The sequence below is a fragment of the Nitrospirota bacterium genome, assembly GCA_016178585.1.
GTDB lineage: Bacteria > Nitrospirota > Nitrospiria > JACQBW01 > JACQBW01 > JACOTA01.
In genome coordinates this window covers 21,840-44,318 of the sequence record JACOTA010000013.1, presented here as the reverse complement: position 1 = coordinate 44,318, position 22,479 = coordinate 21,840, and the positions used below count along the sequence as shown (strand labels likewise).

Here is a 22,479-nt window from a genome sequence, read left to right as displayed (position 1 = left end):
ATAAAATTGGCTGACATGTTTTCAGAAGTCGTAAAAAGGCAACTCGATATTCTTTCCAGAGGATGTGTGGAAATTATCCAGAAAGACGAGTTGATTCATAAAATTGAATACTCGATTAAAGAAAAAAAACCCCTCCGGATAAAGGCCGGCTTTGATCCGACGGCAAAAGACCTGCACCTCGGACATACCGTTTTATTGTCGAAACTAAAAGCCTTTCAGGATTTAGGACATGAGGTCATTTTTTTAATTGGAGATTTTACCGGTATGATTGGTGATCCAAGCGGCAGGTCTGACACCCGAAAAGCGCTGACTAAAACAGAGGTTTTAGAAAACGCGGAAACTTATAAGGAACAGGTTTTTAAAATCCTTGACCCTCAAAAAACAGTGATTGACTTTAATAGCCGCTGGTTAAGTAAAATGTCCGCGGAAGACTTAATTCATTTAAGCGCCCATTATAGTGTTGCCCGTATCCTGGAACGGGACGATTTTCAAAAAAGATATGCTTCTAATCAACCTATTTCCATTCATGAATTTCTTTATCCTCTCATTCAGGGGTATGACTCTGTTGCTCTGAAGTCAGATGTCGAGCTTGGTGGAACGGATCAGAAATTCAATCTTCTGGTGGGGAGGGATTTACAGCGCGCTTATGGTCAGAATCCCCAGGTCGTCCTGACTCTTCCGTTACTGGAGGGAACAGACGGGGTCCGAAAAATGAGCAAATCGTATGGAAACAGTATTGGACTGTTGGATCCCCCATCTGAAATGTTCGGAAAGATCATGTCGATAAATGATGCTGTCATGTTGAAATATTATGAGCTTTTGACGGACCTGCCCATCGTAGAGGTCAGCCGATTCCACCCAATGGAGGCAAAAAGAAAATTAGCGCGGGAGATTGTTGCCCGTTTCCATAGCGTGGCGGAAAGCTTAACCGCCGAAACGGAGTTTACCCAAAAGTTCAGCCGCAGAGAATTCCCCGACGATCTGAGGCCGATCCCGTTGTCGGAATTGCTGGATCCTCCCGGTTCGGCAACCGTTGGAATTGTGGCGCTTTTGGTTAAATATGGATTTGTTAAGAGTAACAGCGAGAGTAAACGGTTGATTGAACAGGGAGGCGTTGAAATCAATTCATGCCGGATTTCGGATCCGTTTTTTAAATTTGAACTTAAGAAAACGAATCAAACATTCCGAATTAAAATCGGAAAAAAAGGATTTTTGATTTTGCAAGACCAATAAATTTGCGTTTTTTTAATTTTTATCTTGCTTTTTTTAAAAAAATGCTTATTTTAGTATGGAAACACTGGCCGAAAAGCTATCGTTCAGGCTTTGGCCGGCTTTAAACTCAAACCGGGGAGGAATTATGGCTAAGTCCATGACAAAATCTAAAATATTGGAACATCTTTCCAAAAAATTAGTTTTAAGCAAAAAGAGAGTGGCCGAAATATTAGACGAAGTTATTTCGTTGGCATATAAAGAAGCAAAAAATTCTTTCACCGTTCCGGGTCTGGGAAAACTGGTGGTTGTTAATCGCAAGGCCAGGATGGGAAGAAACCCCCAAACAGGTGAAGCCATTAAGATTGCGGCAAAGAGGGTTTTAAAGTTTCGAGTGGCTAAAGCCTGCAAAGACGCTGTTTTAGGAAAAAAGTAATTTATTTTTTAAGATTTTATTATTTGTTTGGATGGATTCATTCAAAGACCAGTTGATTTTTCCCATTCAAAAATATAACGGGCTTCGCAAAAAGGTTTCTGAGGCGAACAAAAGTTTCGGAAATCATCTTATCATTAAAAAGGTTTCCAGACTTTTGTGCGCCTGAACGCCCCTGTTTCCCCAAATTTAACTTCGCCTTAAAAATCTAAAAAACAAAATTTTTCTGAAAACAAGACCTTGCCCATTTAAAGGCCCGGGAACGTGATTGACACGAATGGCGCCGGACTGTTAATCTAGTTTTTTGCGTTAAACAGGAAAGTTATTCGTGGACAAAGACGGAATACGAAAAGAACTCCTTGCCAGGAGGGCGGCTCTTTCTCCGGAAGAATGGAAACTGAAGTCTCGCGCCATTCAGGCAAGGCTATTGAATCGTGAGGAGTACCGGCGGGCAAAAACCGTTCATTTTTATATGGGCTTTAAAAACGAAGTTGAGACCGATGAGGTGATTCGGAAGTCGCTTGAAGCAGGAAAACAGGTCGTCGTGCCCTGGTTAAACGATAAAACCGATCAAATCGAACTCTCCGAACTCAAAGACCTGAGAACAGAGTTAAGGGAAAATAAGTATGGGATTAAAGAGCCCTATGGCCCGTTTATCAGGCCGGTAGATCGCCGGTCTGTTCAGTTGGCGGTCATTCCAGGGGTGGCATTTGATCCGTCAGGGAACAGGATTGGCTTTGGTAAAGGGTTTTACGATAAACTATTCAGCCAGAATCGAACCGCGCTCCTCATCGGGCTGGCCTTTGAATTTCAGATTGTGAAATCCATTCCTTCAGAGGAACATGACATTAAAATGAATAAAATCCTTACGGAATACAGGACGATTGAAATCACTCAAAAGGAGATCCGTTCGAAGATATGACTGCCAGGCTCATCGATGGGAAAAAAATTGCTTTAGAAATCAGGAACCAGATCGCAATTGAGGTCAAAGAGGTTGTCGCGAAAGGGATTGTTCCCGGCCTGGCTGCGGTTTTAGTCGGAGATCATCCAGCGTCTCAGGTCTACGTCCGGAACAAAAGGAAATCGGCCCGGGAGGCCGGTATGCATTCGGAGCTTCACGAACTGGATAAAAACGCCTCTCTGGAAGAGGTGTTAAAGCTGGTTGACTTTTTGAACCGGGATTCCAAAATTCATGGAATTCTCGTTCAACTTCCTCTCCCGAAACATTTAGACGAAAAGAAAATAATTAACGCCATTTCTCCGGAAAAAGATGTAGACGGGCTTCATCCGTTAAATGCCGGTAAATTGATGATGGGGGAAGCGGGTTTTGTTCCATGCACCCCTTTAGGCGTCATGAAGCTTTTGGAATACATGAAAATCGAAATAAAAGGGGCAAATGCGGTGGTTTTGGGAAGGAGCCACCTGGTGGGCAAGCCGGTCGCGTTAATGTTGTTGCAGAAAGATGCCACAGTCTCTATTTGCCACTCCAAGACAAAAGATTTAGCTGAAATAATTAAAAAGGCAGATATCGTTGTTGCGGCCGTTGGAAAAGCGCTTATGGTGACCGAAGAGATGATTAAAGCCGGGGCGGCGGTGATTGATGTCGGAATCAACCGTCTTCCCGACGGGAAGTTGGTAGGGGATGTTGATTTTGAAAAGGTTTCTAAAAAAGCGGGTTTCATTACCCCGGTTCCCGGGGGCGTGGGTCCTATGACGATTGCCATGCTTTTGTCCAATACTCTGGTCTCCGCTCAAAATGCCCTAAAAAGAGAAATCATGTCATGACGATTCCAGATCTTCAAAAAAAGAAAAACGAGGGTAAGAAAATCACCATGCTGACTGCATATGATTTTCTTTTCGGATCTATCGTAGATGAAGCGGGAATCGACGTGGTTCTGGTGGGAGACTCTTTGAGCGTTGTTGTCCAGGGAAATCCCAATACCCTTCCGGTGACCATGGACGAAATGGTTTATCATACCCGAATTGTTTCGCGAGGGGTCAAAAACGGTGTTTTGTTAGCCGATATGCCGTTTCTTTCCTACCAAGTCTCGAACGAAGAGGCCGTTCATAATGCGGGGCGGTTTTTAAAAGAGGGCGGCGCAATGGGGGTTAAGTTGGAAGGGGGCTCGCCCATGATCGACCGGATCAGGGCGATTGTGGATGCCGAAATACCGGTTATGGGGCATTTGGGCTTAACCCCTCAGTCGATCCACAAATTCGGGGGATATAAGGTTCAGGGAAAAGGCAAAAAAGAGGCCGATAAGATTTTATCCGATGCCCGTTTAATCGAAGAAGCGGGCGCTTTTGCCCTCTTGTTGGAAGGGATTCCGGCCGAATTAGCCAAAAAAGTTACGAAGAGTTTGTCGATTCCGACAGTTGGAATAGGGGCAGGTCCCGACTGCGGGGGACAGGTCCTTGTTCTTTATGATCTTTTGGGGTTGTTTGATCAGTTTGTTCCTAAATTTGTTCGGAAATATGCGGACTTTAAAAAGCTGGCAGAAGACGCGATTCGCCGATATAAAGGGGACGTCGAGGGCGGGAAGTTCCCTTCCAAAGAAGAAAGTTATTAAAGCGTATCGCGTTTTAAAAAATCTTTTTATTTAGGAGTTCGTTGTTGAAAGAGGAAATTAACGCAATTGAAGTAAACAATCCGGAAGAAATTCAACAGATATTAACACACGTTGTTTTAAAAGGTAAAGGGTTTACAACCGACTGTCTTCTGGCAGATGTTATGGAGGCGGGTTTAAGCTATCCCGACTTTTTTAAAGCCCACGGCGAAGACCCTCTGGCGGAGTATGAGGGGAAATCTCCGGCTTGGGCGACCTACCATGTACGTCAGGGGAAAAGAGTCTTTATGGTCTATGGGGACGGGCAAACCGGCAGGAGGACCCACTTTGCCGAAACCCCTTGATTTAAATAAAAAAATTGGATTGATCCGCTTCATTTTATCCTTCTGGTTATCAACCGTTTTTCCCAAAATTATCTTGACACCAGATCAAGAACTGGTGTAATTTTTAAAAAGACTTAGTTTTTATGAATATTCTGGGCTGAATTTCCATATCCATATCGTGAATAAATCCACAAGGAGGAATCTGTGTCTGAAGGAGTAGAAACAGAAGTAAAAACAAACCCGCAAGGGGACGTCATATCCGTAGCGGAGGCGCCAAAAAAAGAAAAAGTAAGCGAGGCTTCGTTACAACGGGTTGTTACCCCTGAACATATGTTCTTTGAAGCTCCCCGGGAAAGGGTTTTTATCACCGGCAGCGAGGCAGCCAAAGAGGCGATTCGCCGTTCTAATGTGGATATTGCCATTTCTTACCCGATTACGCCTCAGAGCGAAACGATGCAACAGGTGGGATATCTTTATGCGGAAGGTTATTTAAAGGATTATTATAGAGGTGAAGAAGAATACGGTGTCATGTCGGCGATTTCCGGGGCATCCCGTTCCGGTGTGCGTGCGCTGACGGCGACAGCCGGACCTGGCCTTTTAAGGGGCCTTGAAGTGATCGCCTCATGGCCCGGAGGACGCATGCCTCTGGTTCTTCTCGTGATGTGTCGCGTGGTGAATGCGCCGCTTGCCATTCAGCCGGACAACGTTGAACTGTCCTATCTTTTAAATACCGGAGTTCTTCTTTTCCACGCCGAAAATCAGCAAGACTTTTTCGACTATACCATGAAAGCGTTTATGATTACAGAAAAAGTCGATGTCAATATTCCTGTTGTCGTCGCGGTCGATGGATTCTTTGTGACCCATGCCCGCGGATATGTTGAATTACCTCCTAAAGATATCAAGCTTCCTCCGAGAGATCCTTATCGTGCCGCGACACCTTGTATGGACAACGAAAATCCTCCGGCCCGTATCTCCAGAGATGCGCCGATTCAAAAATCAAATTTTATCAGTTACCATATGCACGCTTCCTGGCAGCAGGAAGTTTTTGCCGCTCATGAAAGGTCCCGCCGGTATATTAACCAATATATGGGAAGCGCAGTTGAAGTCGTTAATCCCGGCTCCGATATTATGATTGTCGCTTCCGGAAGCGCCGTTTCCCAGTCCAGGGAGGCCGTTCGGCAGGCTGAAGAAGATCATGGCGTGAAGATCGGTCTTGTGAAAATAAAATCGATCCGGCCATATCCGAGACTTGAATTAATTGAAGCTTGCAAGCATGCCAAAAGAATTATTGTTCCGGAGTTTAATTATGTCGGATGGCATACCAAAGAAGTGCGAAATACCTTATACGGGCATACTCACGCGGAAATTGCCGATGGTCCCCGTGTTTTTGGTGGAATGTCGATGCCCACAGAGATGATTTTGGATTATATTTTCCCTCAGGCCGGCGGTAAACGCTTTTAGGTTCAAGATCGTTAATCCAAACTAAATTCTTCTTTAGAAGAAAAAACAGGAAAGGGAACAGATGTCATTAGATACCGTTAAAATAGCAGATGGTTTTTCCCATTATATGCCAAAAGAATATGTGGACCTGGTTGAAAGAGGCCCTTATGGCCGTCAGGTAAAAGTTTCCGAAATGGGAAGCTTTAAAGAGCTTTTAGAGGAACATCCGATGTGCGCGGGATGTGCCATGACCCTCTTTATCCGGTTGACCATGGTGGGGCTCCCCAATCCGGAACATACGATTATCATCGGGACTGCCGGCTGCGGACGTTTGGCTCTTTCTCAGGCTAATATTCCTTTCGTTTACGGAAACTATGGCGACACCAATGCGGTGGCCTCCGGTTTAAAAAGGGGTCTGTCGATTCGCCATGAAAATCAGCCAAAAGATGTCGTTGTCATGGCGGGCGACGGCGGCCTGGTCGACATCGGCTTTAGCGCCCTGATGCATTCCTGGTTTAGAAAAGAAAAATTTACAACGATCATGTTGGATAACGAGGTTTATGGAAACACCGGCGGCCAGGAAAGCGGCATGACCACCAAAGGGATGGTCCTTAAGATGGCTCCCTTTGGTAAAAAGTTTGAAAAAATGGATGTTATTGGCCTTGCCAAAACCGCCGGACTTCCTTACATCGTGCGGCTGGCTCCAACCAACCCAACCCGCATCGCCAGCGTGATTCGGAAGGCTGTTTTAATTGCCAGGGAGATCGGGCCGACCTATGTTCAGGCTTACACCTCCTGCAACATTGAATATGCGATTCCGACACCCAAGGTCATGGACGATGCGCGAGCAGTTGAAAAAGATCGTTATGGATTTATGGAAATTATTTCCGATGAGGCGAAAGAATATTTAGCGCGCGTCGAAAAGGAAAATAAAAAAACGGCGGCCGCTTCCTGAATTCGGTTTAACCATAAGATAGAAGGAATAAATTAATGAGGAAACGATATAATATTCGTATGGCTGGAATTGGCGGGCAGGGTGTGGTGACCGCTTCTCACATTCTCAGCAATGCGGTCATTGTCAGTGGCGGAGAAAGCACGCTTGTTCCGTTTTTCGGGTCTGAAAAACGGATGGCTCCGGTTGAAAGTTATGTGCGGATTTCCGAGGATCGTATTTATGAAATTGGAGAAATCATTTTTCCGAACGCTTTAATGATCTTCCACTCTCAGGTGATCACCCATGGAAAGTCTTACACGATGCCTTTTTATTCAGGCCTTAAACAGGGCGGAATCGTTCTCATTAACAACGATACGCCTCTTCCGCTTATTGAGGATGAAGAAAGAGAATTAAAGGAAAAAGAGGCCAAGGTATATTATCTGCCGGCCACCAAGATTGCCAGTGAAGTCGCGGGAACAGAATTAGCGACCAACATGGCGATGTGCGGCGCCATGGCAGGAATTATGGGAATGCCTGATCTTGTGTCCCTTGAGCAATCTGTCAAGGACAGGTTTTTGGGTAAAGGATTTGTGGTTTCCGGCGGGACCGCATCGTTAGATAACGTGATTGAAAAAAAGTTCGCCAAAAAAGCCCTGCTGATTCAAAAAAATATGGATGCGATTACCTTTGCTCATCATTATGCGATTGAGCAGGGGTGGCAGGTGGCTAAACCCGCGAAACAAAAGGTTACCGCCTAGGCTATCGAAATTAAATTATCAACTTGAATGAATTATTGTTAAAGGAGTTTCATGTACGTTGTAGCTGATATCAATGTATCCATTTGTTCAGAAACAAGTTGCCGCCTTTGCACGCAATATTGTCCGGAAGCCAATACAATTTTATATGATAGCGCCCGTAAAACGGCCTATGTCGCAGTTGACCGTTGCAAGGGGTGTGAAATTTGCGTAGGAATTTGTGATACTCTGGCCAAACACCATGCCATCAAAATGGTTCCCGTGGACCAGGTTGCCAGTCCTTTTGAAATGTCAAAAGAGGGATTCATCCCGCGGTAATAAAAAATAAACCGAGATTTTAAAAAAATCCCGCGAGATGCGGGATTTTTTATTTAAACAGGGTTTTAACCGGTATGATTCTTCATTGTCCAAAATGCGACACTCCGAATCTGAATCAATCGAGTTTTTGTGAAAAGTGTTTGGCCGAGTTTCCATCTTATCAATGGGAAAAACATTTATTTTGCCCGGAATGTCACTATGAAAACCCGGCAAAATATGAGTTTTGTGACCGGTGCCATGAGCCCCTACGGCCCGGTCAATCTGAATAACCCCTGAACGCTGATACGAGGCCATTTGCTGCGTTCTCGCCTTTCGGTCTCCTCGACGTACCGACAAAGTACGCCTGCGTCGCCCTCAAAGCTGCGGCCTTGCAACTGACCTCATCTCCACGTTCAGGACGTTCTATTGTTCGCCGCGGGTCATTTCTCTGACGATTTCGATATAACTGATCTCTTCAAACATCTGACCCCTTCTAAAGGTCGCAAAATAAATGTTTGCGTAAACCCCTCCGATCTGATGAATGATTTCATGCCTTTCCTTTCCCCCTTTTAACAGGTTATTAATGGCTTCGACGACCTCCATGGGGTCATTCTTTTCAATTTGCTTTTCCATGGCCAGGTGGAGGGCGGTATGAACAAAAGGATTAACGATTTGGCCATTGATCTCCTGCGGTGTCGCGGACATTTCTCCAAGTTCCCAAACTTGTTCAAATTCCGGATGTTGAGAGAGGATATCGGCAATCATCCCTTCTTCGCCTTCGTCCGGAGGAATACCGTTCTTTAACTGTTTTGCAATTCTGATAAATTTGTGTTGGTTTTCTTTGTCAAAGGCGCTCATTGAATACTCCTCAATTTCTAAACCATGGACGGGGTTTTCCAGTTATTAAGCGTGGTAAAAAGCTTCCAACGGCACATTTATTTTTAATCTTATTCGTTCGACAATTTCATCAAGCTCATGGTCCTCCAGGGGGGTGACATAGGGTTCGGCAGGAACTCGCGCAACGGTGTAGATCTGGATCAGCTTTAACTTGCCATGGTTCTCCAAAATTCGCCGGAATTGTTCTGCGTAAGCCTCTAATTCATCTTCTGATGGTCCTTTCCCATCGATTTTCATAAAACAGGATTGAATCACAATAGGTCTTTTTTGGGCGGCAAACTGAATATTATTCAAGATTTTTTGAAAACCTAACGGTGTCCGGCAAATTTTATGAAAGTAAGCCTCCGTCCCTGCGTCAAGTTTGGCCCAAATTTCCCCGTGATGATTATCCAATAAGTCAAGGGCTTTTTGAACCTCCAGACGGCCCAGACCTGAAGCATTGGTAATCACGACGACCTTGAGTTCGAAAAGACCTAATTCATTTTTCAGCGAAATCACTCCCTGGGTTAACTCTAAAAATAGCGGAAAGGTGGAAGGTTCTCCGTCTCCGGAAAAAGCAATATCCCTTAAAATAAGCTGATCACGCGGAATATCCTTAAACCGGGGGTCCAGGTAAAATTGACCCGACATGACCGATTCAAGGATTTCCTTAAGCTCATGGAGGATGAGAGGAATTTCGACCAGGGGTGGATGACCTGGAGCCCGTCGGTCAACCTGGCAGTAAACACAATCGAAGTTACAGACCTTGTCGGGGTTAAGATTAATCCCTATCGACAGCCCTTTTGACCGCCTTGAAATAACCGGATAAACATGCCGGTTACGATCGTAACTGCGACGATGGTCGGAAAAGGCTTTAGAAAGGTTAGGATTTTGCTTCACTTATTATATTCAGGAGGCCTTCGAGCACTTCACTCTCAATGCCCCCGAACCCCGCGTTACGCTCGGTCTCACTACGACCATTCCCAAGTCCGTCACTGGCAGAGCCAGATGCTTCACTTACATCATAAGGCAGGCGCAAAATCAGATCAAGGTGTTTCCACAATTTTCTTTACTCTACCCATGAATTACCTTATATTTAACCGTTTGTGGATGTATCGCTCACCTCAATAAAAAAATGGTTAGGGAAGGAATCGGGCGCTTGAAAAAATCTCCACTCGTTATTATTTTCGTTACTGTTTTTATTGATCTCCTCGGATTCGGGATTGTCATCCCCGTATTACCCTTTTATGCCGAAAAATATGGCGCGACCGGGCTAACGGTAGGCCTTTTAATGTCTTCCTATTCTTTCATGCAGTTAATTTTTTCGCCCATCTGGGGGCGCATTTCAGATCTGAAAGGGAGAAGACCGATTATTCTAATGAGCCTGGTTGGATCCTCCATTTCCTATCTTATTTTTGGTCTTGCCGATTCTCTCGCGGTTTTATTTATATCGAGGTTTTTTGCGGGAATTTTTGCGGCCAATATATCGACCAGCCAGGCTTATATTTCCGATTCGACGACGGCGGCAAACCGGGCGAAAGGGATGGGTCTTATCGGAGCGGCATTTGGTCTGGGATTTGTTCTAGGACCGCTGTTTGGAGGGTATTTCAGTCACTTTGGTTACCGAATTCCGGCGTTTTTAGCATCGGCTATTTGCGGCATCAACTTCTTTTTTGCTCTTTTTAGCCTGCCGGAAACCCTTAAACCCGAAATGATTGGAGAGAAAAGGAGTCTTAGTCTCGAGAGTATTAAAAAGACTTTTTCATTTCCTCTTTTAGGCATTCTTGTTTTCTTAATGTTTATCATCACCTTTTCCTTTTCGACCCTGGAAGCTACTTTTGCCCTTTTCGCGGAACAAAAATATCATTTCAGCTCGGTCGAAACGGGATATGTTTTTGGCTTCATTGGAATTTTAATGGCGATTATGCAAGGGGGGCTAATCGGTCATCTGGTTAAAAAATTTGGCGAGAAAAGGTTGGTGGTCGCCGGAACTTTTATGATGATTTTAGGGCTTATCTTGATCCCTTTCGCGCCCAACCTTTATTATCTTCTTGTTGTACTGGTTGTTCTTTCATTTGGTCTGGGAATCAACAATCCTTCAATTACGAGCTTGATTTCACAACATACGGATCCTCATTTTGTGGGAGCGACAATGGGCGTTTCGCAAGCGATGGGAAGTCTGGCCCGAATATTGGGTCCAATGTCTGGCGGATTTGTTTATGACCGATACGGAATCGACACCCCCTATATTTTCGCGGGGCTGACTATGGGTCTGGCCTTTATCATGGCCATCGTCTTTTTAATCAAAAGCCAGAGAAGCAAAGCGGTTGTCCAACCCAAATAAATCCTTTATAATACTTTTTAAAAAGGTTTTTATTTATTGTTTTTAAGGGCATTAGAGTTTTTCGATTCGTTCTGTTAAAATAGACTTTTCTATAATGCGCCTGTAGCTCAGTTGGTGCGAGTCACCAAGCTTGCTCTCGACATGGTTCCGCAATGTCGATAAGGTTTTGATTTATTGTTTTTGAAGGTATTAGAGTTTCTGGATTAGTTTTGTTAAAATGACTTTTCTTGAATGCGCCTGTAGCTCAGTTGGATAGAGTGGCAGATTCCGAATCTGTAGGTCGGGGGTTCAATTCCCTCCAGGCGCACTTTATTTTTCAATAGGTTAGAGTGTTTTTAATATCTCCCTCTTTTACCAGGTGGCGGTTTAGGTGGCGGTTGGAACTGGAGTTTGCTCCGGTTTCGGCTCCTGAACCTTCTTTTGGTCCAGTCTTAAAACTGCCTCGTTTAGATGGCTTTGACTTAAATGGGAATATCTCAGGGTCATTTCTATCGTCTTGTGTCCCATTAACTCCTGGACCGTCCTTAAATCCACCCCTGCCATGACTAACCGGCTAGCGAATGTATGCCTGAGTGAGTGCCACACGACTCCCTCAATTTTGGCCTCCTTCTTGGCTTCGTCCCCCTCCAGAGCCGGAATGAAAACCCGATTGTAGAAATTCTGAGCATCCCTCCGCATTGAGGGTTTTACTCCGGGGAACACCCAGGGGGAAGTCATCCAACTATTCAATCTGAAGTAAATAGTACCTCCCTCCGGAGTTGTGCCAGACCCTATCGGTGGCTCCATCAAATACCATCCTTGCCCTGCGTTTCCTATGCCATGAAGCAATCAATTTCATGGTTTACCATATCCATATCGGAACCTTTATAACGCTTACAATCTTCAACACGCTCAAATGACTCAACATGTTCCCACTTTGTTAGAGGGGCTTCAGAATCAAATTGATAAAATAAATAGCTATCAGGGTCTTGTGATTTTAAAGGTGGGTACATCAGATACCATCCCTGTCCAGCCCAAGCCGGAACCGAACAAAGAATAGCGATAAAAAGCAAAAAGGATACAATGCGCTTATTGATTTTCATGTTTTTTCTCTCGGATTTAAACCGAAATAAACCGATTTTCCTTCCCTGACATTCAGCGAGAAAAAGAGTTTCATTTTTTCTTCGTCCGAAACCCGATAGGAGTTAATTTGCTCTTTGAAGGTGTCATTAATTGCCGGATAGCCTCGAAAACTACCGCAAACTGTTGGTCATATTTCTTCTCAAGCGCATCGAGCTTGCGGGCCAGGTCTTTGTGGGTGGTTATCATTTCTTTAAGGCGGACAAAAGTCCGCATGATGGCGATATTCACCTGAATCGCGCGCTCGCTGTGCAATACACTTGAAAGCATAGCCACGCCTTGCTCAGTGAAGGCGTAGGGGGCGGCCCGGCGCAGTCCACCCCAACTTGAAGTCACAATCTGTGATTTCAAGTTTTTAAATTGTGCGCCCTGCCGGGCGCACAATAAAAAAGGGAGGCTTTTGGCCTCCCCTTTTTTTATCTTCTTATTTATATTTATTCTTCGTTTTCGTCCAACCCTTTTTCAAGATCATGGGCGAACCCAGGCGCATGGTCTTCAACTGCAGGGTTATAATCTTCACCCGTCAATCGCGCTTTTTGATAGGCAGAGGAGGGGATAATCCCTTTTCCTTCATATAAAAGGTTTTACACCATTCTTTTTAACCCGCCTTAAGGTATCACGGAATTTAACTAATTTGTCTATATCGCAATTGGGGACGGAGGACATCGCGTCTTCATGCCCTGCTTCCGCACAGAGAGCGATGGTGTAACAATTGGTTCCGCCGCGAATGATCTTAAGGGTCACATTGGCATAATGGCAATGAACGCCGATGAAAACACAGGCTTGAATCTTATTATGCCAGATGGTCAGGTTCGGATGGCAGGGATTAATCACCGCTTCAGGATCGATCTTTGGATAAATGGGGCGATAATCGGGCATCGGGATAATCCGGACCCCTGGAATTTCATGAGCGATTTCTAAAACCACCTTTGCTTTTTCATTGGTATGAGAAGTCCATCCCCAGACAACCAGCGGACCGGGAAAAAGCGTTGGATTTTTCCGGGTTAACATGGCGATAGCGGCGGCTTCCATTGCCTTATCTTCGCTAACAATCGCTCCTTCGAGCAATCCTTCTCCTTCTTCAGGGAGAAGAACTCCCATGTACGCGGCGGCGGGAGGAAGAATCCCCTCCGGACCATGGACAACCTTGTATTGTGCTTGTGTCGGCATTTTTTCTCCTTACTGAATTAAATGAAAATTAAACCTTTAAAATTTAATCGGCGGATTTAAAATAATCTTAAGAGGATAATAGCATGGAAAAAGTGTTGAGGTAAACCCCTCATTTTAAAAAAATAGACAATCTTATTTTTTGCACATGTGATTGATATTTCGTGATAAAATGAAAAAATGACAGCCTTGCCTTACCGTTATATTACGCTTCCCGAAGAGCGGGATGAAGCGATTTTGCGTCTTTCTTCCCACCCTGTGATCGGGGTCGATATCGAAGGAGATTCTCTTTATCATTATCAGGACAAAGTTTGCCTTGTTCAAATCTCCGGCGGAGAAGAAAATTTTATCTTTGATCCGCTTCTCCTCGATACGATAGAACCGCTTTCGTCGTTGTTCAAGAACGAAAAGATCGTCAAAATTTTTCATGGGGCCGAGTATGATTTGATTTCGCTTAAACGCGACTTTGGTTTCACGATATTAACGATTTTTGACACGGTCCTGGCGGCCCGTGCGGTTGGAATTAAGGCCTTTTCTCTTCAAAACCTGGTCTCCCTTTATTTTAATATCGCACTTGTGAAAACCCATCAGAAAGCCAACTGGTCAAAACGCCCCATTTCAACGGACCAGCTCGAATACGCCTATAAAGATACTTCGTTTCTTGCGGGGTTATACGAACGGCTTGTTGCGGAAGTGGAAAAAAAGGGGAGGCAAGACCAAATCCAGGAGGAATGTTTTCTGTTACAGGAGAGGGTTTGGGAAGAGAAGGAATTTTCGTCTGAAAAATATTTTAAAATTAAGGGAGCAAAAAATTTACCCGAGGGTTCTCAAAAAATTTTAAGGGAACTGGTTATCGCACGGGAACAACAGGCTAAAGATTTAGACCGTCCCCCCTTTAAGGTTATTTCGAATGAGGATTTATTTCTTTTAGCCAAACAACCTCCGCATTCCCTTGAAGAGCTTAAGGTTCTTTTTCCCAGACAAACCGCTTCCGTTTTTCGAAACCCCGTTTTTTGGCTCAAAACCCTTTCGCTCGGAGAAAAAAGCCATGAACCCCTTCCTTTAAAAGTTAAAAAAGGAGGAGCGCCTCCGACCCCTGCCCAGGAAAAGCGATTTACCGAGTTAAAGAAATGGCGGGATGCGCAGGCGGTCGAAGAGGGTGTGGAGCCGGCCATGATTATTTCGACGGATGTTTTGAGATCAATTACCTCCCGGGATATCCATAGTCCTGAACGACTATCCGAGTCGGGTCTTTTGCGCCAATGGCAGATAAAACGTTACGGCCAAAAAATTGATAGTATTTAAGGATTACCTGGGAATGAAGAATTCCTTTAAAGGAGTTGATCGATTCGGGAGAGCTTGGCTCTTAACCAATGGTCGGCAAGCGTTAAGGCCATCATGGCCTCGGCAATGGGTACCGCCCGGATTCCCACGCACGGGTCATGGCGGCCCCTGGTGGAGATTTTAGCAGGGCTGTTATTCAGGTCAATGGTATCCTGCTCCCGGGCGATCGAAGAGGTGGGTTTTAACGCCAGGCGGACAATCACCGTATCGCCATTGGAAATTCCTCCGAGGATCCCGCCGGCATGATTGGTTTTAAATCCCTTGGGCGTGATCGGGTCGCAATTTTCACTCCCTTTAAGCTCGACCACTCGGAATCCATCCCCAATTTCAACTCCTTTAACCGCGTTAATCGACATCATGGCTTTGGCCAGATCAGCGTCGAGCTTATCAAAAACCGGTTCTCCCAACCCAGGGGAGACTCCCGTTGCGATGACCTCAACTAACGCTCCAATCGAGTCTTTTTCGGCTTTGATCTTTTCGAGATAGCGGGCCATTTCTTTGGCTGTTTCAGCATCCGGACAAAAAAATGGGTTCCGGTTAATTTGATCGTATTCAATTTTATTGATTTTTACCGGCCCTAACTGCTTGAGGTAACCGATAATTTTAATTCCGGCGGAGGCAAGCATTATTTTTGCGATTGCGCCTGAGGCAACCCTGGCAACGGTTTCTCTCGCCGAAGACCGACCGCCACCCCGGTAATCTCTTATTCCATATTTTTTCTGGTAGGTGAAATCCGCATGTCCCGGACGAAAAAGGTCCTTTATGGCGGTGTAATCTTTGGATTTCTGGTCTTCATTGTAAATGACCATGGCAATCGGGGTGCCGGTTGTTTTCCCCTCAAAAACCCCGCTGAGGATTTGGACCTTATCCGATTCCTGTCTTTGTGTCGTCATGAGGCTTTGGCCAGGTTTGCGGCGATCTAATTCCTTTTGAATATCAGCAGGATCGACGCCGATTCCCGCGGGACATCCGTCCAGGATCACGCCCAAACCTGCGCCATGACTCTCCCCGAAGGTGGTTATCTTAAAGTGTGTTCCAAAACTATTTCCAGCCATAACCAGAAAATAGCATATTTGCGGTTGGATGAAAAGAGTTGATTAAAGGGGGTTATGTTTTTTTGTCGTTAAGAATTTGGTCGATAAATTGTTGAATGATTTTGGGAAATTCCTCGCCATCGAAAGAAAATTTAACACCAATTCCCTGACCCGGTCGGATACTGACCACCCTGGCTTTGGTTTGTATGAAAGTTTTCCGCGAGGAAATAAGATTAAAACGAAGAACGACATCCTGGCCCAAACCAAAAATTTTTTTGATTTCGATAAAACATCCGGAAATGCTGATATCCTTTATCAATCCAAACGTTTTATAGTTGACGAGCACTTCCTGGTTGAAGGGGATTCGGGTTCCCCAGCGCAGGTCTGTCTCTGTTGAAATCGGTTTGCTTTCCATCAAGGAATCCTAATTTCTTTCTGTGGGTTGGTTGTTGCCAAGACCAGCGATAGACTTCGCACCCACTTATTAATCATGTCATTGCGAGCACCGAAGGGTGCGTGGCAATCTTATCGTAAAGTCTTGAGATTGCTTCACTTTGTTCGCAATGACAGCTTTCTAACTCTGTTCTTGGGCTTGATACATGTCATAAACCGTCGCTTAACAAAAAAGAATACCATTTATTAAAATCATGATGTTTAAGAAGGACCCTGTTAACGAAAAAGATAATTTGCCTGCCTTTTCGCAGAAAAGGTGATTTTTAAAAGGACGGGATATCTGATAAACAGCGGAAAAAAATGGAGTACGTAATTGATTTCACTTAATAATATTTGTAAAAGTTTTGGTAGTAGAACCCTTTTTGCCGATATTTCTTTCCGGATAGGGCCGCAGGATAAAATTGCTTTAATTGGTCCTAACGGAGCAGGCAAGTCTACCTTAATGCTGATGATTGCCGAGATGATACCGCCTGACTCCGGGACCATCGTTAGAAACAAAAAAGCGGTCATTGGATATCTTCCCCAGGACATCACTTATTTCAAGGGAAAAACCGTCCTGGAAGAGTTGTTAACGGTTTCGAGCGATGCACAAAATTTGGAGCACCACCTTAAAGTTTTAGAAACAGAAATTTCAGAAACAACGAACCCTGACGAGCTTGAAAAATTAATTCAATATTATGGCGAGCTTCAAACCAGGTTTGAAAATATGGGGGGCTACAATTTAGAGACGGAAGCGAAGAAGATTTTATTTGGTTTAAGTTTTAAAGAACGAGATTTAAATCGAAAGACCGAGGAATTCAGCGGAGGGTGGCTGATGCGGCTGGCCCTGGCTAAACTTTTGCTTTCGGGCCCTGATCTGCTTCTTTTGGACGAACCGACCAACCATTTGGATCTGGAATCGGTCCTCTGGCTTGAAGGTTTCCTAAGGAAATATGAGGGTTCGATCGTGTTAATCTCCCATGACCGGAATTTCATGAACAATCTTGTGACAAAAGTCGTTGAGGCCGATCAAAAAAAACTCACCGAATATACCGGAAATTACGACCAGTATGAAAAGGCAAAGGCGCTGGCCAAGGAGATCCTTCTTTCGGCCTATCAAAACCAGCAAAAAAAGATAGAGGATACTGAAAAATTTATAGAGCGGTTTCGCGCAAAGGCAAGTAAGGCAAGCCAGGTTCAAAGCCGGGTTAAAATGCTTGAAAAAATGGACAAGATCGAGCTTGCCTCTGAACGAAAGAAGGTGAGATTTAAATTTCCTCAACCGATTCGGTCGGGAGAAGTGGTCATTGAATTAAAAGACATTGAAAAGCGGTATGACCAAAATGTTATTTATCCCTGTCTTAATTTAACGCTTCAACGAGGAGACAAAGTGGCATTTGTGGGTCCAAACGGCGCGGGAAAATCGACGCTTTTAAAGCTTTTGGCCGGGGCGACGCCGTTTCAAAAAGGAGAGCGGGTGTTAGGCCACCATGTCCAGACCGCTTATTATGCCCAGCATCAGCTGGAACTTTTAAACCCAAAAAACCAAATTTTGGAAGAAATACTCACGGTGGCCCCGATGGAACCGGTGTCATTTTTGCGGGGGATTTTAGGATCGTTTTTATTTACTGGCGATGATGTTTTCAAAAAAGTTTCCGTTTTAAGCGGTGGTGAAAAAAGCCGTTTGGCTTTAGCCAAAATGCTGGTGAAACCTGCTAACTTTTTGCTTTTGGATGAGCCAACCAATCATCTTGACATTCAATCGATGAATGTCCTTGAAGAATCCTTAAAAGAATATTCAGGAACTTATTGCCTTATTACCCATGATCGGCACCTGATCCGGGCCGTCGCGAACAAAATCATAGAAGTTTCTAATGGAAAGGTGGAGGTCTTTGTTGGAGATTATGATTATTACCTCCACAAAAAAGAACTTCAGGCCGCCGGTCAAAATGGCGTGGGCGAGGCTTCGCCCGGAATAAGAGAACCGGGGGCGATGCTTAAAACCGGCGACAACGCGAACCGGTCTTCCCGAAAAACCAAAGAAGAGAAACGGCTGGAAGCCGAATTAAGAAATAATCGGTTTCAAAAAAACCATTCCAAAAAAAACCAGATGGCAGAGCTGGAAAAGGTTTTGGACCAGAAGAACAAACGGATTGAGGAATTAACCGCGATGCTGGCCGATCCCGAACTTTATCGGGAGAAAGAAAAATTTTTTCAAGTCATAGAAGAACAAGAACAGAGTTAGAAAGCTGTCATTGCGAACAAAGTGAAGCAATCTCAAGACTTTACGATAAGATTGCCACGCACCCTTCGGTGCTCGCAATGACATGATTAATAAGTGGGTGCGAAGTCTATCGCTGGTCTTGGGTGGATAAAAGGTGATTGACCGGGTGTCACAGAATCCAGTATGATCGGATGGATGCGTTTATTGAAAAATGATTCGTTTTGGAAAGAATAAATGACGGTCAAAGACCAGATTGAACAGCAGTTTCAGGAAATTTTAAACGCCCTGGCAACCAAAGAAGGGAAGATCGAGTTTTTAAAAAAAGCGCTGAAGGCTTCAATTCCAAAGGCAGGACCGTTACTTATTTTGTCCTATGAGCAGGATGGGAAACTTGAAGAGGCGGGAAAACTTGCGAAACAGTTAGGCGACCCCCAGCGGTCTATTGCCCTGTACCGTCGGTTTTATGAACAACTGGTAAAAGAAGACAGAGCCGAGGAGGCGGGGAGAATCGCTTATTACCTTGGATTAAATGAAGAAGCGATTTTACATTATGAAAAGGCCGGGAAACTTCAAAAATCGGCAGAAATCGCCGAGGGGATGACCCAGGTCAACCGGGCGATCGAACTTTATGAAAAAGCGGGGTGGTATGACGACGCCGCCCGGTTAGCCGAAGAGGCCGGGCAAAAAGAAAAATCGGCTCAATTGTTTAAACGTCAAATTGATGACCTTGAAAAAGAAGGGATGATTGACGAAGCCTGCCAGTTGGCGGAAAAATTGGGAATGATTAACCGATCGATTGAGATATATCAAAGAGGAAATCAATTCGGACAGGCGGGACGCCTTTTTGAGATGACTGAAAAGTACAAAGAGGCGATGGCCTGTTATGAGCGCGCTGGTTTATTTGAAGAGGCAAGACGATTGGCTGAAAAATTAAGCCAGAGGCCCCAAAAGCAGTATTATGAGCTGATCTCGCTGCTGTAATGATAATCGTTCAGGTTTAGGGAGACCACCTGAAATTTAAGGATTGCCGGTAATCTTTATGGAAAACAAACCTAAAACCGGATTTTTAACAGACGTCCGTTACCGGGAACATCTCACGGGAACCGGCCATCCTGAAACACCTTCCCGCCTGGATTTTATCGACAGGAGAATTCACCAAAAAGGTCTGATCGATCAATTATTTCAGATTAAGCCTCGTTTTGCTGACCGTGAGTTTGTTTTAAAGGTTCACCAACGAGAGTATATTGAGCGGCTGGCATCTTTTGCATCCCAGGACGGCCTTTCTTATCTCGATCCTGATACGCCGGTTTCTTCTGTTTCTTTTAAGACAGCGCTTCTTGCGGCCGGAGGGGTTTGCCAGGCTATTGATGAGATGATGACGGGAAAAATTAAAAATGCCTTTTGTGCCGTTCGGCCTCCAGGGCATCATGCAAAAATTAACCAGGCCATGGGGTTTTGCCTGATCAACAATGTAGCTGTTGGCGCCCGTTATGTACAACAAAAATATAAGCTGGAACGGGTTGCGATTATTGACTGGGATGTCCACCACGGGAACGGAACTCAGGAGATTTTTTATGAAGACCCCGCTGTTTTCTATTTTAGTGTCCATCAATTCCCGTTTTATCCCGGAACAGGCCGTTCGGGAGAAACCGGTAAAGGCCCCGGGGAAGGGTATACCCTGAACTGTCCCCTTGATCAGGGTTCGGGAGATCGGGAATATTTTGACCCGTTTGAAAATATCCTTTTTCCCCGGCTTGAAATTTTTAAACCTCAGTTTATTTTTATTTCCGCAGGGTTTGATGCTCACAAGGATGATCCCCTTGCGGGAATGGCGGTTTCAACCGATGGGTTTGGCAGATTAACCTCTATCGTCAGGCAGATGGCTGAACAATTCTGCGACGGGAGGCTGGTTTCGGTTCTTGAAGGGGGATATCATCTTGAGGCATTGGCTGAGTCGGTTGAAAAACATATTTCCGTATTAATGGAGTAAGAGTGCTGAAGCAACCGGCTTTGCCGTTGCGGAACGCGGGGTTCGGGGGCATGAAAACATAGCTTCGCTGCGGGAACGCTCGCGAGCAAGCTTTGTGGCACAGGCCCCTGAATAAAATAGATTGATTACAAAATTATTGCATACACGGTTAAGGGTTAATAATATGGACGAGCATGTTCATTTTTTTTGCGATATCCTCGGCTTAACGTTAGTCAGCCGCCATAAGTCTCCGCGGGGTTCTGAATTGGTTTTTCTTAAGGTTCCGGGAAGTGAAGCGGAGATTGAACTGTGTCACTATCCCAAAAGCGGAAAAGTCGAGGTCCAGGAAGACCTGGTCCATCTGGCTTTCGAAGTTAAGGACTTGAAGAAGTTCGCCGCATACCTGGCTGAAAAAGGAATTTCTCTGACCGACGGGCCGACAGAATCTTCAGGCGGCGGTTGTTTTGCTTTTATAGACGCGCCCGACCGTTATGAAATTGAATTAGTTGAAAGAAAAAGATGAAAAAAACCCCGCCGGCCAAAAGTTTTGACCAGCTTCAAGCCTCGCTTTTGTATTGTCCCAAATGCGCGAGGGCTGTTCAGATTAGAGAAAGGTTATTGTTGGTTCTTCCCGATGGGCAGCTTTTTGAGTATCGGTGTGTTTATTGTGGAACCTCGATAGGGGAACGGACGGAGAAGACCACAAAACCGGTTAAAATCATTATTTAAATTTTTCTCAATTCAACCCTTAAACAATGTAACAATGAAACAGCTCAGCTTAACTGGGCGACGTCCTTATCACTGATTCCCAGTAAATAGAGGATGGCGTCAAGATTTTTCTGGGTAATACTGTATTGCGCGGCTTCCCTGACTTTTGGTTTTGCGTTAAACGCAATTCCCAAACCGGCTTTGCCAATCATCATTAAATCATTCGCCCCATCACCGATCGCAATAACCTGGTCGAGCGAAATTCCCTCTTTAGCCGCGATCTCCTCCATCAGGTCCGATTTTTTTAACCCGTCGACAATTTCGCCTAAAACTTCCCCGGTCAGTTTTCCATTGATGATTTCCAGCTGGTTGGAGTAGGCGTAATCCAATCCCAGCTCTTTTTTCAGACGATCGGTAAAATAATTGAATCCTCCGCTTAAAACCGCGGTTTTATACCCCATTTTTTTTAAAATCCGGACCAGCTCTTTGGCCCCTTTGGTAAAGGGTATTCTGGCGTATACCTTTTGAAGAGTTTCCTCGGGGAGGCCTTTTAATAAACGTACCCGTTCCCTTAACGCCTCTTGAAAATTTAACTCACCGTTCATGGCTCTTTCGGTAATTTGCGAAACCTTTGGTCCAACACCGGCCTCTTTGGCCAATTCGTCGATTCCTTCCATTTGAACAAGCGTGGAATCCATATCCATGACGATTAACCGTTTTGCCCGGCGGAACAACGACTCTTTTTGAACGGCGATATCGACGCCAAATTCGGCATTTAAATGGAGAAGCTTTTTCGTCATTTCCCTGGGGTTGATGTTTTTCTCAGTGTTGATCGTCATTTCTATGCAATTGAGTTTATCCTGAGTCAGTTTTCCGATCTTTTCTATATTGATTCCTTCTTCAAAGAGAAGTCCGCTTAATTTAGCGATGACTTTAGCGTTGACCTCTTCACCCAGACAGGTGATGACGAAGTTCTGTTTATCTGCATGTTTCTTGAGTTCCGTTTCCTCCAGCACATGGAAAGTCAGGTGAACGCCGAGTTCATGAGCTTTGAAGAGGAGCTCTTTGATCAGGTCCTGGTGATTTTTTTCTGAATCAAGGCTGACGATCATGGAAAGGGAAAGAAGGGAACGGGTGACGACCTGTTCGATATCGATCAGGTTGGCGCCCAGGGTTGAAATGAGACCGGTTAACCCGGCGGTGATGCCGGGTTTGTCTTGTCCGGAAACAGAGATGAGGATATTCCGTTGCTGATTAATAATTAGACTCCTTCGAACGGGTTATCGAAAATATTCAGGTGTTTT

General features: G+C 44.8%; 27 protein-coding genes and 1 tRNA gene. 19 read left to right on the top strand and 9 right to left on the bottom strand.

Going from position 1 to position 22,479, the window contains the following annotated elements; all coding sequences use genetic code 11:
- Positions 1 to 15 precede the first annotated feature (15 nt).
- The 11 genes from HYR79_02110 (at position 16) to HYR79_02060 (ending at position 8,248) form a co-directional block, all read left to right on the top strand.
- Positions 16 to 1,233, top strand: coding sequence for a tyrosine--tRNA ligase (locus HYR79_02110; GenBank protein ID MBI1820480.1), 1,218 nt, complete (start codon positions 16 to 18; stop codon positions 1,231 to 1,233).
- 124 nt (positions 1,234 to 1,357) lie between these two features.
- Positions 1,358 to 1,645, top strand: a complete 288-nt coding sequence (locus HYR79_02105; protein MBI1820479.1) for an HU family DNA-binding protein — start codon at positions 1,358 to 1,360, stop codon at positions 1,643 to 1,645.
- A 325-nt stretch (positions 1,646 to 1,970) separates the two neighbouring features.
- On the top strand, positions 1,971 to 2,564 hold the full coding sequence (locus HYR79_02100; protein ID MBI1820478.1) for a 5-formyltetrahydrofolate cyclo-ligase: 594 nt from the start codon (positions 1,971 to 1,973) through the stop codon (positions 2,562 to 2,564).
- Positions 2,561 to 3,427: a bifunctional methylenetetrahydrofolate dehydrogenase/methenyltetrahydrofolate cyclohydrolase FolD gene (gene folD / locus HYR79_02095; protein MBI1820477.1), complete on the top strand. Its 867-nt coding sequence runs from the start codon at positions 2,561 to 2,563 to the stop codon at positions 3,425 to 3,427. The genes HYR79_02100 and folD overlap by 4 nt, the downstream gene beginning before the upstream one ends.
- A complete protein-coding gene (panB, locus tag HYR79_02090) occupies positions 3,424 to 4,212 on the top strand; it encodes a 3-methyl-2-oxobutanoate hydroxymethyltransferase (protein ID MBI1820476.1) in 789 nt (262 codons plus the stop codon). Before folD ends, panB begins: the two co-directional genes overlap by 4 nt.
- A 56-nt stretch (positions 4,213 to 4,268) precedes the next feature.
- Positions 4,269 to 4,553 (top strand): hypothetical protein, encoded by a 285-nt coding sequence (locus tag HYR79_02085; protein ID MBI1820475.1) that lies wholly within the window; start codon positions 4,269 to 4,271, stop codon positions 4,551 to 4,553.
- Between the two features lie 309 nt (positions 4,554 to 4,862).
- The gene (locus HYR79_02080) at positions 4,863 to 5,993 is read left to right on the top strand and encodes a ferredoxin oxidoreductase (GenBank protein ID MBI1820474.1); all 1,131 of its coding nucleotides are present in this window, start codon (positions 4,863 to 4,865) and stop codon (positions 5,991 to 5,993) included.
- Positions 5,994 to 6,054: 61 nt separating this feature from the next.
- Positions 6,055 to 6,927: a ferredoxin oxidoreductase gene (locus HYR79_02075; protein MBI1820473.1), complete on the top strand. Its 873-nt coding sequence runs from the start codon at positions 6,055 to 6,057 to the stop codon at positions 6,925 to 6,927.
- A 35-nt stretch (positions 6,928 to 6,962) separates the two neighbouring features.
- Entirely contained in the window at positions 6,963 to 7,664 is a 702-nt protein-coding gene (locus tag HYR79_02070) for a 2-oxoacid:acceptor oxidoreductase family protein (GenBank protein ID MBI1820472.1), read from the top strand.
- A gap of 51 nt (positions 7,665 to 7,715) precedes the next feature.
- Positions 7,716 to 7,979 (top strand): pyruvate ferredoxin oxidoreductase, encoded by a 264-nt coding sequence (locus HYR79_02065; protein MBI1820471.1) that lies wholly within the window; start codon positions 7,716 to 7,718, stop codon positions 7,977 to 7,979.
- A 74-nt stretch (positions 7,980 to 8,053) separates the two neighbouring features.
- Positions 8,054 to 8,248, top strand: coding sequence for a zinc ribbon domain-containing protein (locus HYR79_02060; GenBank protein ID MBI1820470.1), 195 nt, complete (start codon positions 8,054 to 8,056; stop codon positions 8,246 to 8,248).
- Between the two features lie 133 nt (positions 8,249 to 8,381).
- Here HYR79_02060 and HYR79_02055 read toward each other — a convergent pair whose 3' ends face one another.
- Both HYR79_02055 and HYR79_02050 read right to left on the bottom strand, forming a co-directional pair.
- A complete protein-coding gene (locus HYR79_02055; protein ID MBI1820469.1) occupies positions 8,382 to 8,816 on the bottom strand; it encodes a DUF1841 family protein in 435 nt (144 codons plus the stop codon).
- Between the two features lie 45 nt (positions 8,817 to 8,861).
- Positions 8,862 to 9,734, bottom strand: coding sequence for a radical SAM protein (locus HYR79_02050; GenBank protein ID MBI1820468.1), 873 nt, complete (start codon positions 9,732 to 9,734; stop codon positions 8,862 to 8,864).
- 259 nt (positions 9,735 to 9,993) lie between these two features.
- Between HYR79_02050 and HYR79_02045 the strand changes: the two genes are divergently transcribed.
- Positions 9,994 to 11,178 (top strand): MFS transporter, encoded by a 1,185-nt coding sequence (locus tag HYR79_02045; GenBank protein ID MBI1820467.1) that lies wholly within the window; start codon positions 9,994 to 9,996, stop codon positions 11,176 to 11,178.
- A 233-nt stretch (positions 11,179 to 11,411) separates the two neighbouring features.
- Positions 11,412 to 11,485 (top strand) — tRNA-Arg (locus HYR79_02040).
- 59 nt (positions 11,486 to 11,544) lie between these two features.
- Here HYR79_02040 and HYR79_02035 read toward each other — a convergent pair.
- The 4 genes from HYR79_02035 to HYR79_02020 all read right to left on the bottom strand — a co-directional run bounded on the left by HYR79_02035 (position 11,545) and on the right by HYR79_02020 (position 13,467).
- On the bottom strand, positions 11,545 to 11,964 hold the full coding sequence (locus HYR79_02035) for a tyrosine-type recombinase/integrase (GenBank protein ID MBI1820466.1): 420 nt from the start codon (positions 11,962 to 11,964) through the stop codon (positions 11,545 to 11,547).
- 26 nt (positions 11,965 to 11,990) lie between these two features.
- Positions 11,991 to 12,260, bottom strand: coding sequence for a hypothetical protein (locus tag HYR79_02030; protein MBI1820465.1), 270 nt, complete (start codon positions 12,258 to 12,260; stop codon positions 11,991 to 11,993).
- Positions 12,261 to 12,330: 70 nt separating this feature from the next.
- On the bottom strand, positions 12,331 to 12,735 hold the full coding sequence (locus HYR79_02025; GenBank protein MBI1820464.1) for an ORF6N domain-containing protein: 405 nt from the start codon (positions 12,733 to 12,735) through the stop codon (positions 12,331 to 12,333).
- 132 nt (positions 12,736 to 12,867) lie between these two features.
- The gene (locus HYR79_02020; protein MBI1820463.1) at positions 12,868 to 13,467 is read right to left on the bottom strand and encodes a carbon monoxide dehydrogenase; all 600 of its coding nucleotides are present in this window, start codon (positions 13,465 to 13,467) and stop codon (positions 12,868 to 12,870) included.
- Between the two features lie 177 nt (positions 13,468 to 13,644).
- Between HYR79_02020 and HYR79_02015 the strand changes: the two genes are divergently transcribed.
- On the top strand, positions 13,645 to 14,769 hold the full coding sequence (locus HYR79_02015; protein ID MBI1820462.1) for an HRDC domain-containing protein: 1,125 nt from the start codon (positions 13,645 to 13,647) through the stop codon (positions 14,767 to 14,769).
- Positions 14,770 to 14,795: 26 nt separating this feature from the next.
- Here HYR79_02015 and aroC read toward each other — a convergent pair whose 3' ends face one another.
- Together aroC and HYR79_02005 are read right to left on the bottom strand one after the other, a co-directional pair.
- Complete coding sequence (gene aroC, locus HYR79_02010; GenBank protein ID MBI1820461.1) at positions 14,796 to 15,863, bottom strand: chorismate synthase; 1,068 nt, start codon at positions 15,861 to 15,863, stop codon at positions 14,796 to 14,798.
- A gap of 52 nt (positions 15,864 to 15,915) precedes the next feature.
- Positions 15,916 to 16,257: a PilZ domain-containing protein gene (locus HYR79_02005; GenBank protein ID MBI1820460.1), complete on the bottom strand. Its 342-nt coding sequence runs from the start codon at positions 16,255 to 16,257 to the stop codon at positions 15,916 to 15,918.
- Between the two features lie 351 nt (positions 16,258 to 16,608).
- Here HYR79_02005 and HYR79_02000 point away from each other — a divergent pair, with 351 nt between their 5' ends.
- The 5 genes from HYR79_02000 to HYR79_01980 all read left to right on the top strand — a co-directional run bounded on the left by HYR79_02000 (position 16,609) and on the right by HYR79_01980 (position 21,196).
- Positions 16,609 to 18,519 carry an ABC-F family ATP-binding cassette domain-containing protein gene (locus HYR79_02000; protein MBI1820459.1) on the top strand — a complete coding sequence of 637 codons (1,911 nt, stop codon included), beginning with the start codon at positions 16,609 to 16,611 and terminating at the stop codon, positions 18,517 to 18,519.
- A 213-nt stretch (positions 18,520 to 18,732) separates the two neighbouring features.
- The gene (locus HYR79_01995) at positions 18,733 to 19,479 is read left to right on the top strand and encodes a hypothetical protein (protein ID MBI1820458.1); all 747 of its coding nucleotides are present in this window, start codon (positions 18,733 to 18,735) and stop codon (positions 19,477 to 19,479) included.
- A 58-nt stretch (positions 19,480 to 19,537) separates the two neighbouring features.
- A complete protein-coding gene (locus HYR79_01990) occupies positions 19,538 to 20,488 on the top strand; it encodes a histone deacetylase (protein MBI1820457.1) in 951 nt (316 codons plus the stop codon).
- Positions 20,489 to 20,609: 121 nt separating this feature from the next.
- Entirely contained in the window at positions 20,610 to 20,990 is a 381-nt protein-coding gene (locus HYR79_01985) for a VOC family protein (protein ID MBI1820456.1), read from the top strand.
- Positions 20,987 to 21,196, top strand: a complete 210-nt coding sequence (locus HYR79_01980; GenBank protein ID MBI1820455.1) for a cytoplasmic protein — start codon at positions 20,987 to 20,989, stop codon at positions 21,194 to 21,196. Before HYR79_01985 ends, HYR79_01980 begins: the two co-directional genes overlap by 4 nt.
- 44 nt (positions 21,197 to 21,240) lie before the next feature.
- On the opposite strand, the gene serB is transcribed toward HYR79_01980, so the two are convergent.
- Entirely contained in the window at positions 21,241 to 22,434 is a 1,194-nt protein-coding gene (gene serB, locus HYR79_01975; GenBank protein MBI1820454.1) for a phosphoserine phosphatase SerB, read from the bottom strand.
- Positions 22,435 to 22,479: the final 45 nt, after the last annotated feature.

Excerpts from the sequence above, each read along its gene's own strand:
- HYR79_02035 (MBI1820466.1), bottom strand. The coding sequence starts at position 11,964 with ATGGAGCCACCGATAGGGTCTGGCACAACTCCGGAGGGAGGTACTATT.
- HYR79_02075 (MBI1820473.1), top strand. The coding sequence starts at position 6,055 with ATGTCATTAGATACCGTTAAAATAGCAGATGGTTTTTCCCATTATATG.
- HYR79_02080 (MBI1820474.1), top strand. The coding sequence starts at position 4,863 with ATGTTCTTTGAAGCTCCCCGGGAAAGGGTTTTTATCACCGGCAGCGAG.
- HYR79_02015 (MBI1820462.1), top strand. The coding sequence starts at position 13,645 with ATGACAGCCTTGCCTTACCGTTATATTACGCTTCCCGAAGAGCGGGAT.
- HYR79_01990 (MBI1820457.1), top strand. The coding sequence starts at position 19,538 with ATGGAAAACAAACCTAAAACCGGATTTTTAACAGACGTCCGTTACCGG.
- folD (MBI1820477.1), top strand. The coding sequence starts at position 2,561 with ATGACTGCCAGGCTCATCGATGGGAAAAAAATTGCTTTAGAAATCAGG.
- HYR79_02105 (MBI1820479.1), top strand. The coding sequence starts at position 1,358 with ATGGCTAAGTCCATGACAAAATCTAAAATATTGGAACATCTTTCCAAA.
- HYR79_02005 (MBI1820460.1), bottom strand. The coding sequence starts at position 16,257 with ATGGAAAGCAAACCGATTTCAACAGAGACAGACCTGCGCTGGGGAACC.
- aroC (MBI1820461.1), bottom strand. The coding sequence starts at position 15,863 with ATGGCTGGAAATAGTTTTGGAACACACTTTAAGATAACCACCTTCGGG.
- HYR79_02055 (MBI1820469.1), bottom strand. The coding sequence starts at position 8,816 with ATGAGCGCCTTTGACAAAGAAAACCAACACAAATTTATCAGAATTGCA.
- HYR79_02030 (MBI1820465.1), bottom strand. The coding sequence starts at position 12,260 with ATGAAAATCAATAAGCGCATTGTATCCTTTTTGCTTTTTATCGCTATT.
- HYR79_02070 (MBI1820472.1), top strand. The coding sequence starts at position 6,963 with ATGAGGAAACGATATAATATTCGTATGGCTGGAATTGGCGGGCAGGGT.
- HYR79_02020 (MBI1820463.1), bottom strand. The coding sequence starts at position 13,467 with ATGCCGACACAAGCACAATACAAGGTTGTCCATGGTCCGGAGGGGATT.
- HYR79_02110 (MBI1820480.1), top strand. The coding sequence starts at position 16 with ATGTTTTCAGAAGTCGTAAAAAGGCAACTCGATATTCTTTCCAGAGGA.
- panB (MBI1820476.1), top strand. The coding sequence starts at position 3,424 with ATGACGATTCCAGATCTTCAAAAAAAGAAAAACGAGGGTAAGAAAATC.
- HYR79_01995 (MBI1820458.1), top strand. The coding sequence starts at position 18,733 with ATGACGGTCAAAGACCAGATTGAACAGCAGTTTCAGGAAATTTTAAAC.
- HYR79_02060 (MBI1820470.1), top strand. The coding sequence starts at position 8,054 with ATGATTCTTCATTGTCCAAAATGCGACACTCCGAATCTGAATCAATCG.
- HYR79_02065 (MBI1820471.1), top strand. The coding sequence starts at position 7,716 with ATGTACGTTGTAGCTGATATCAATGTATCCATTTGTTCAGAAACAAGT.
- HYR79_01980 (MBI1820455.1), top strand. The coding sequence starts at position 20,987 with ATGAAAAAAACCCCGCCGGCCAAAAGTTTTGACCAGCTTCAAGCCTCG.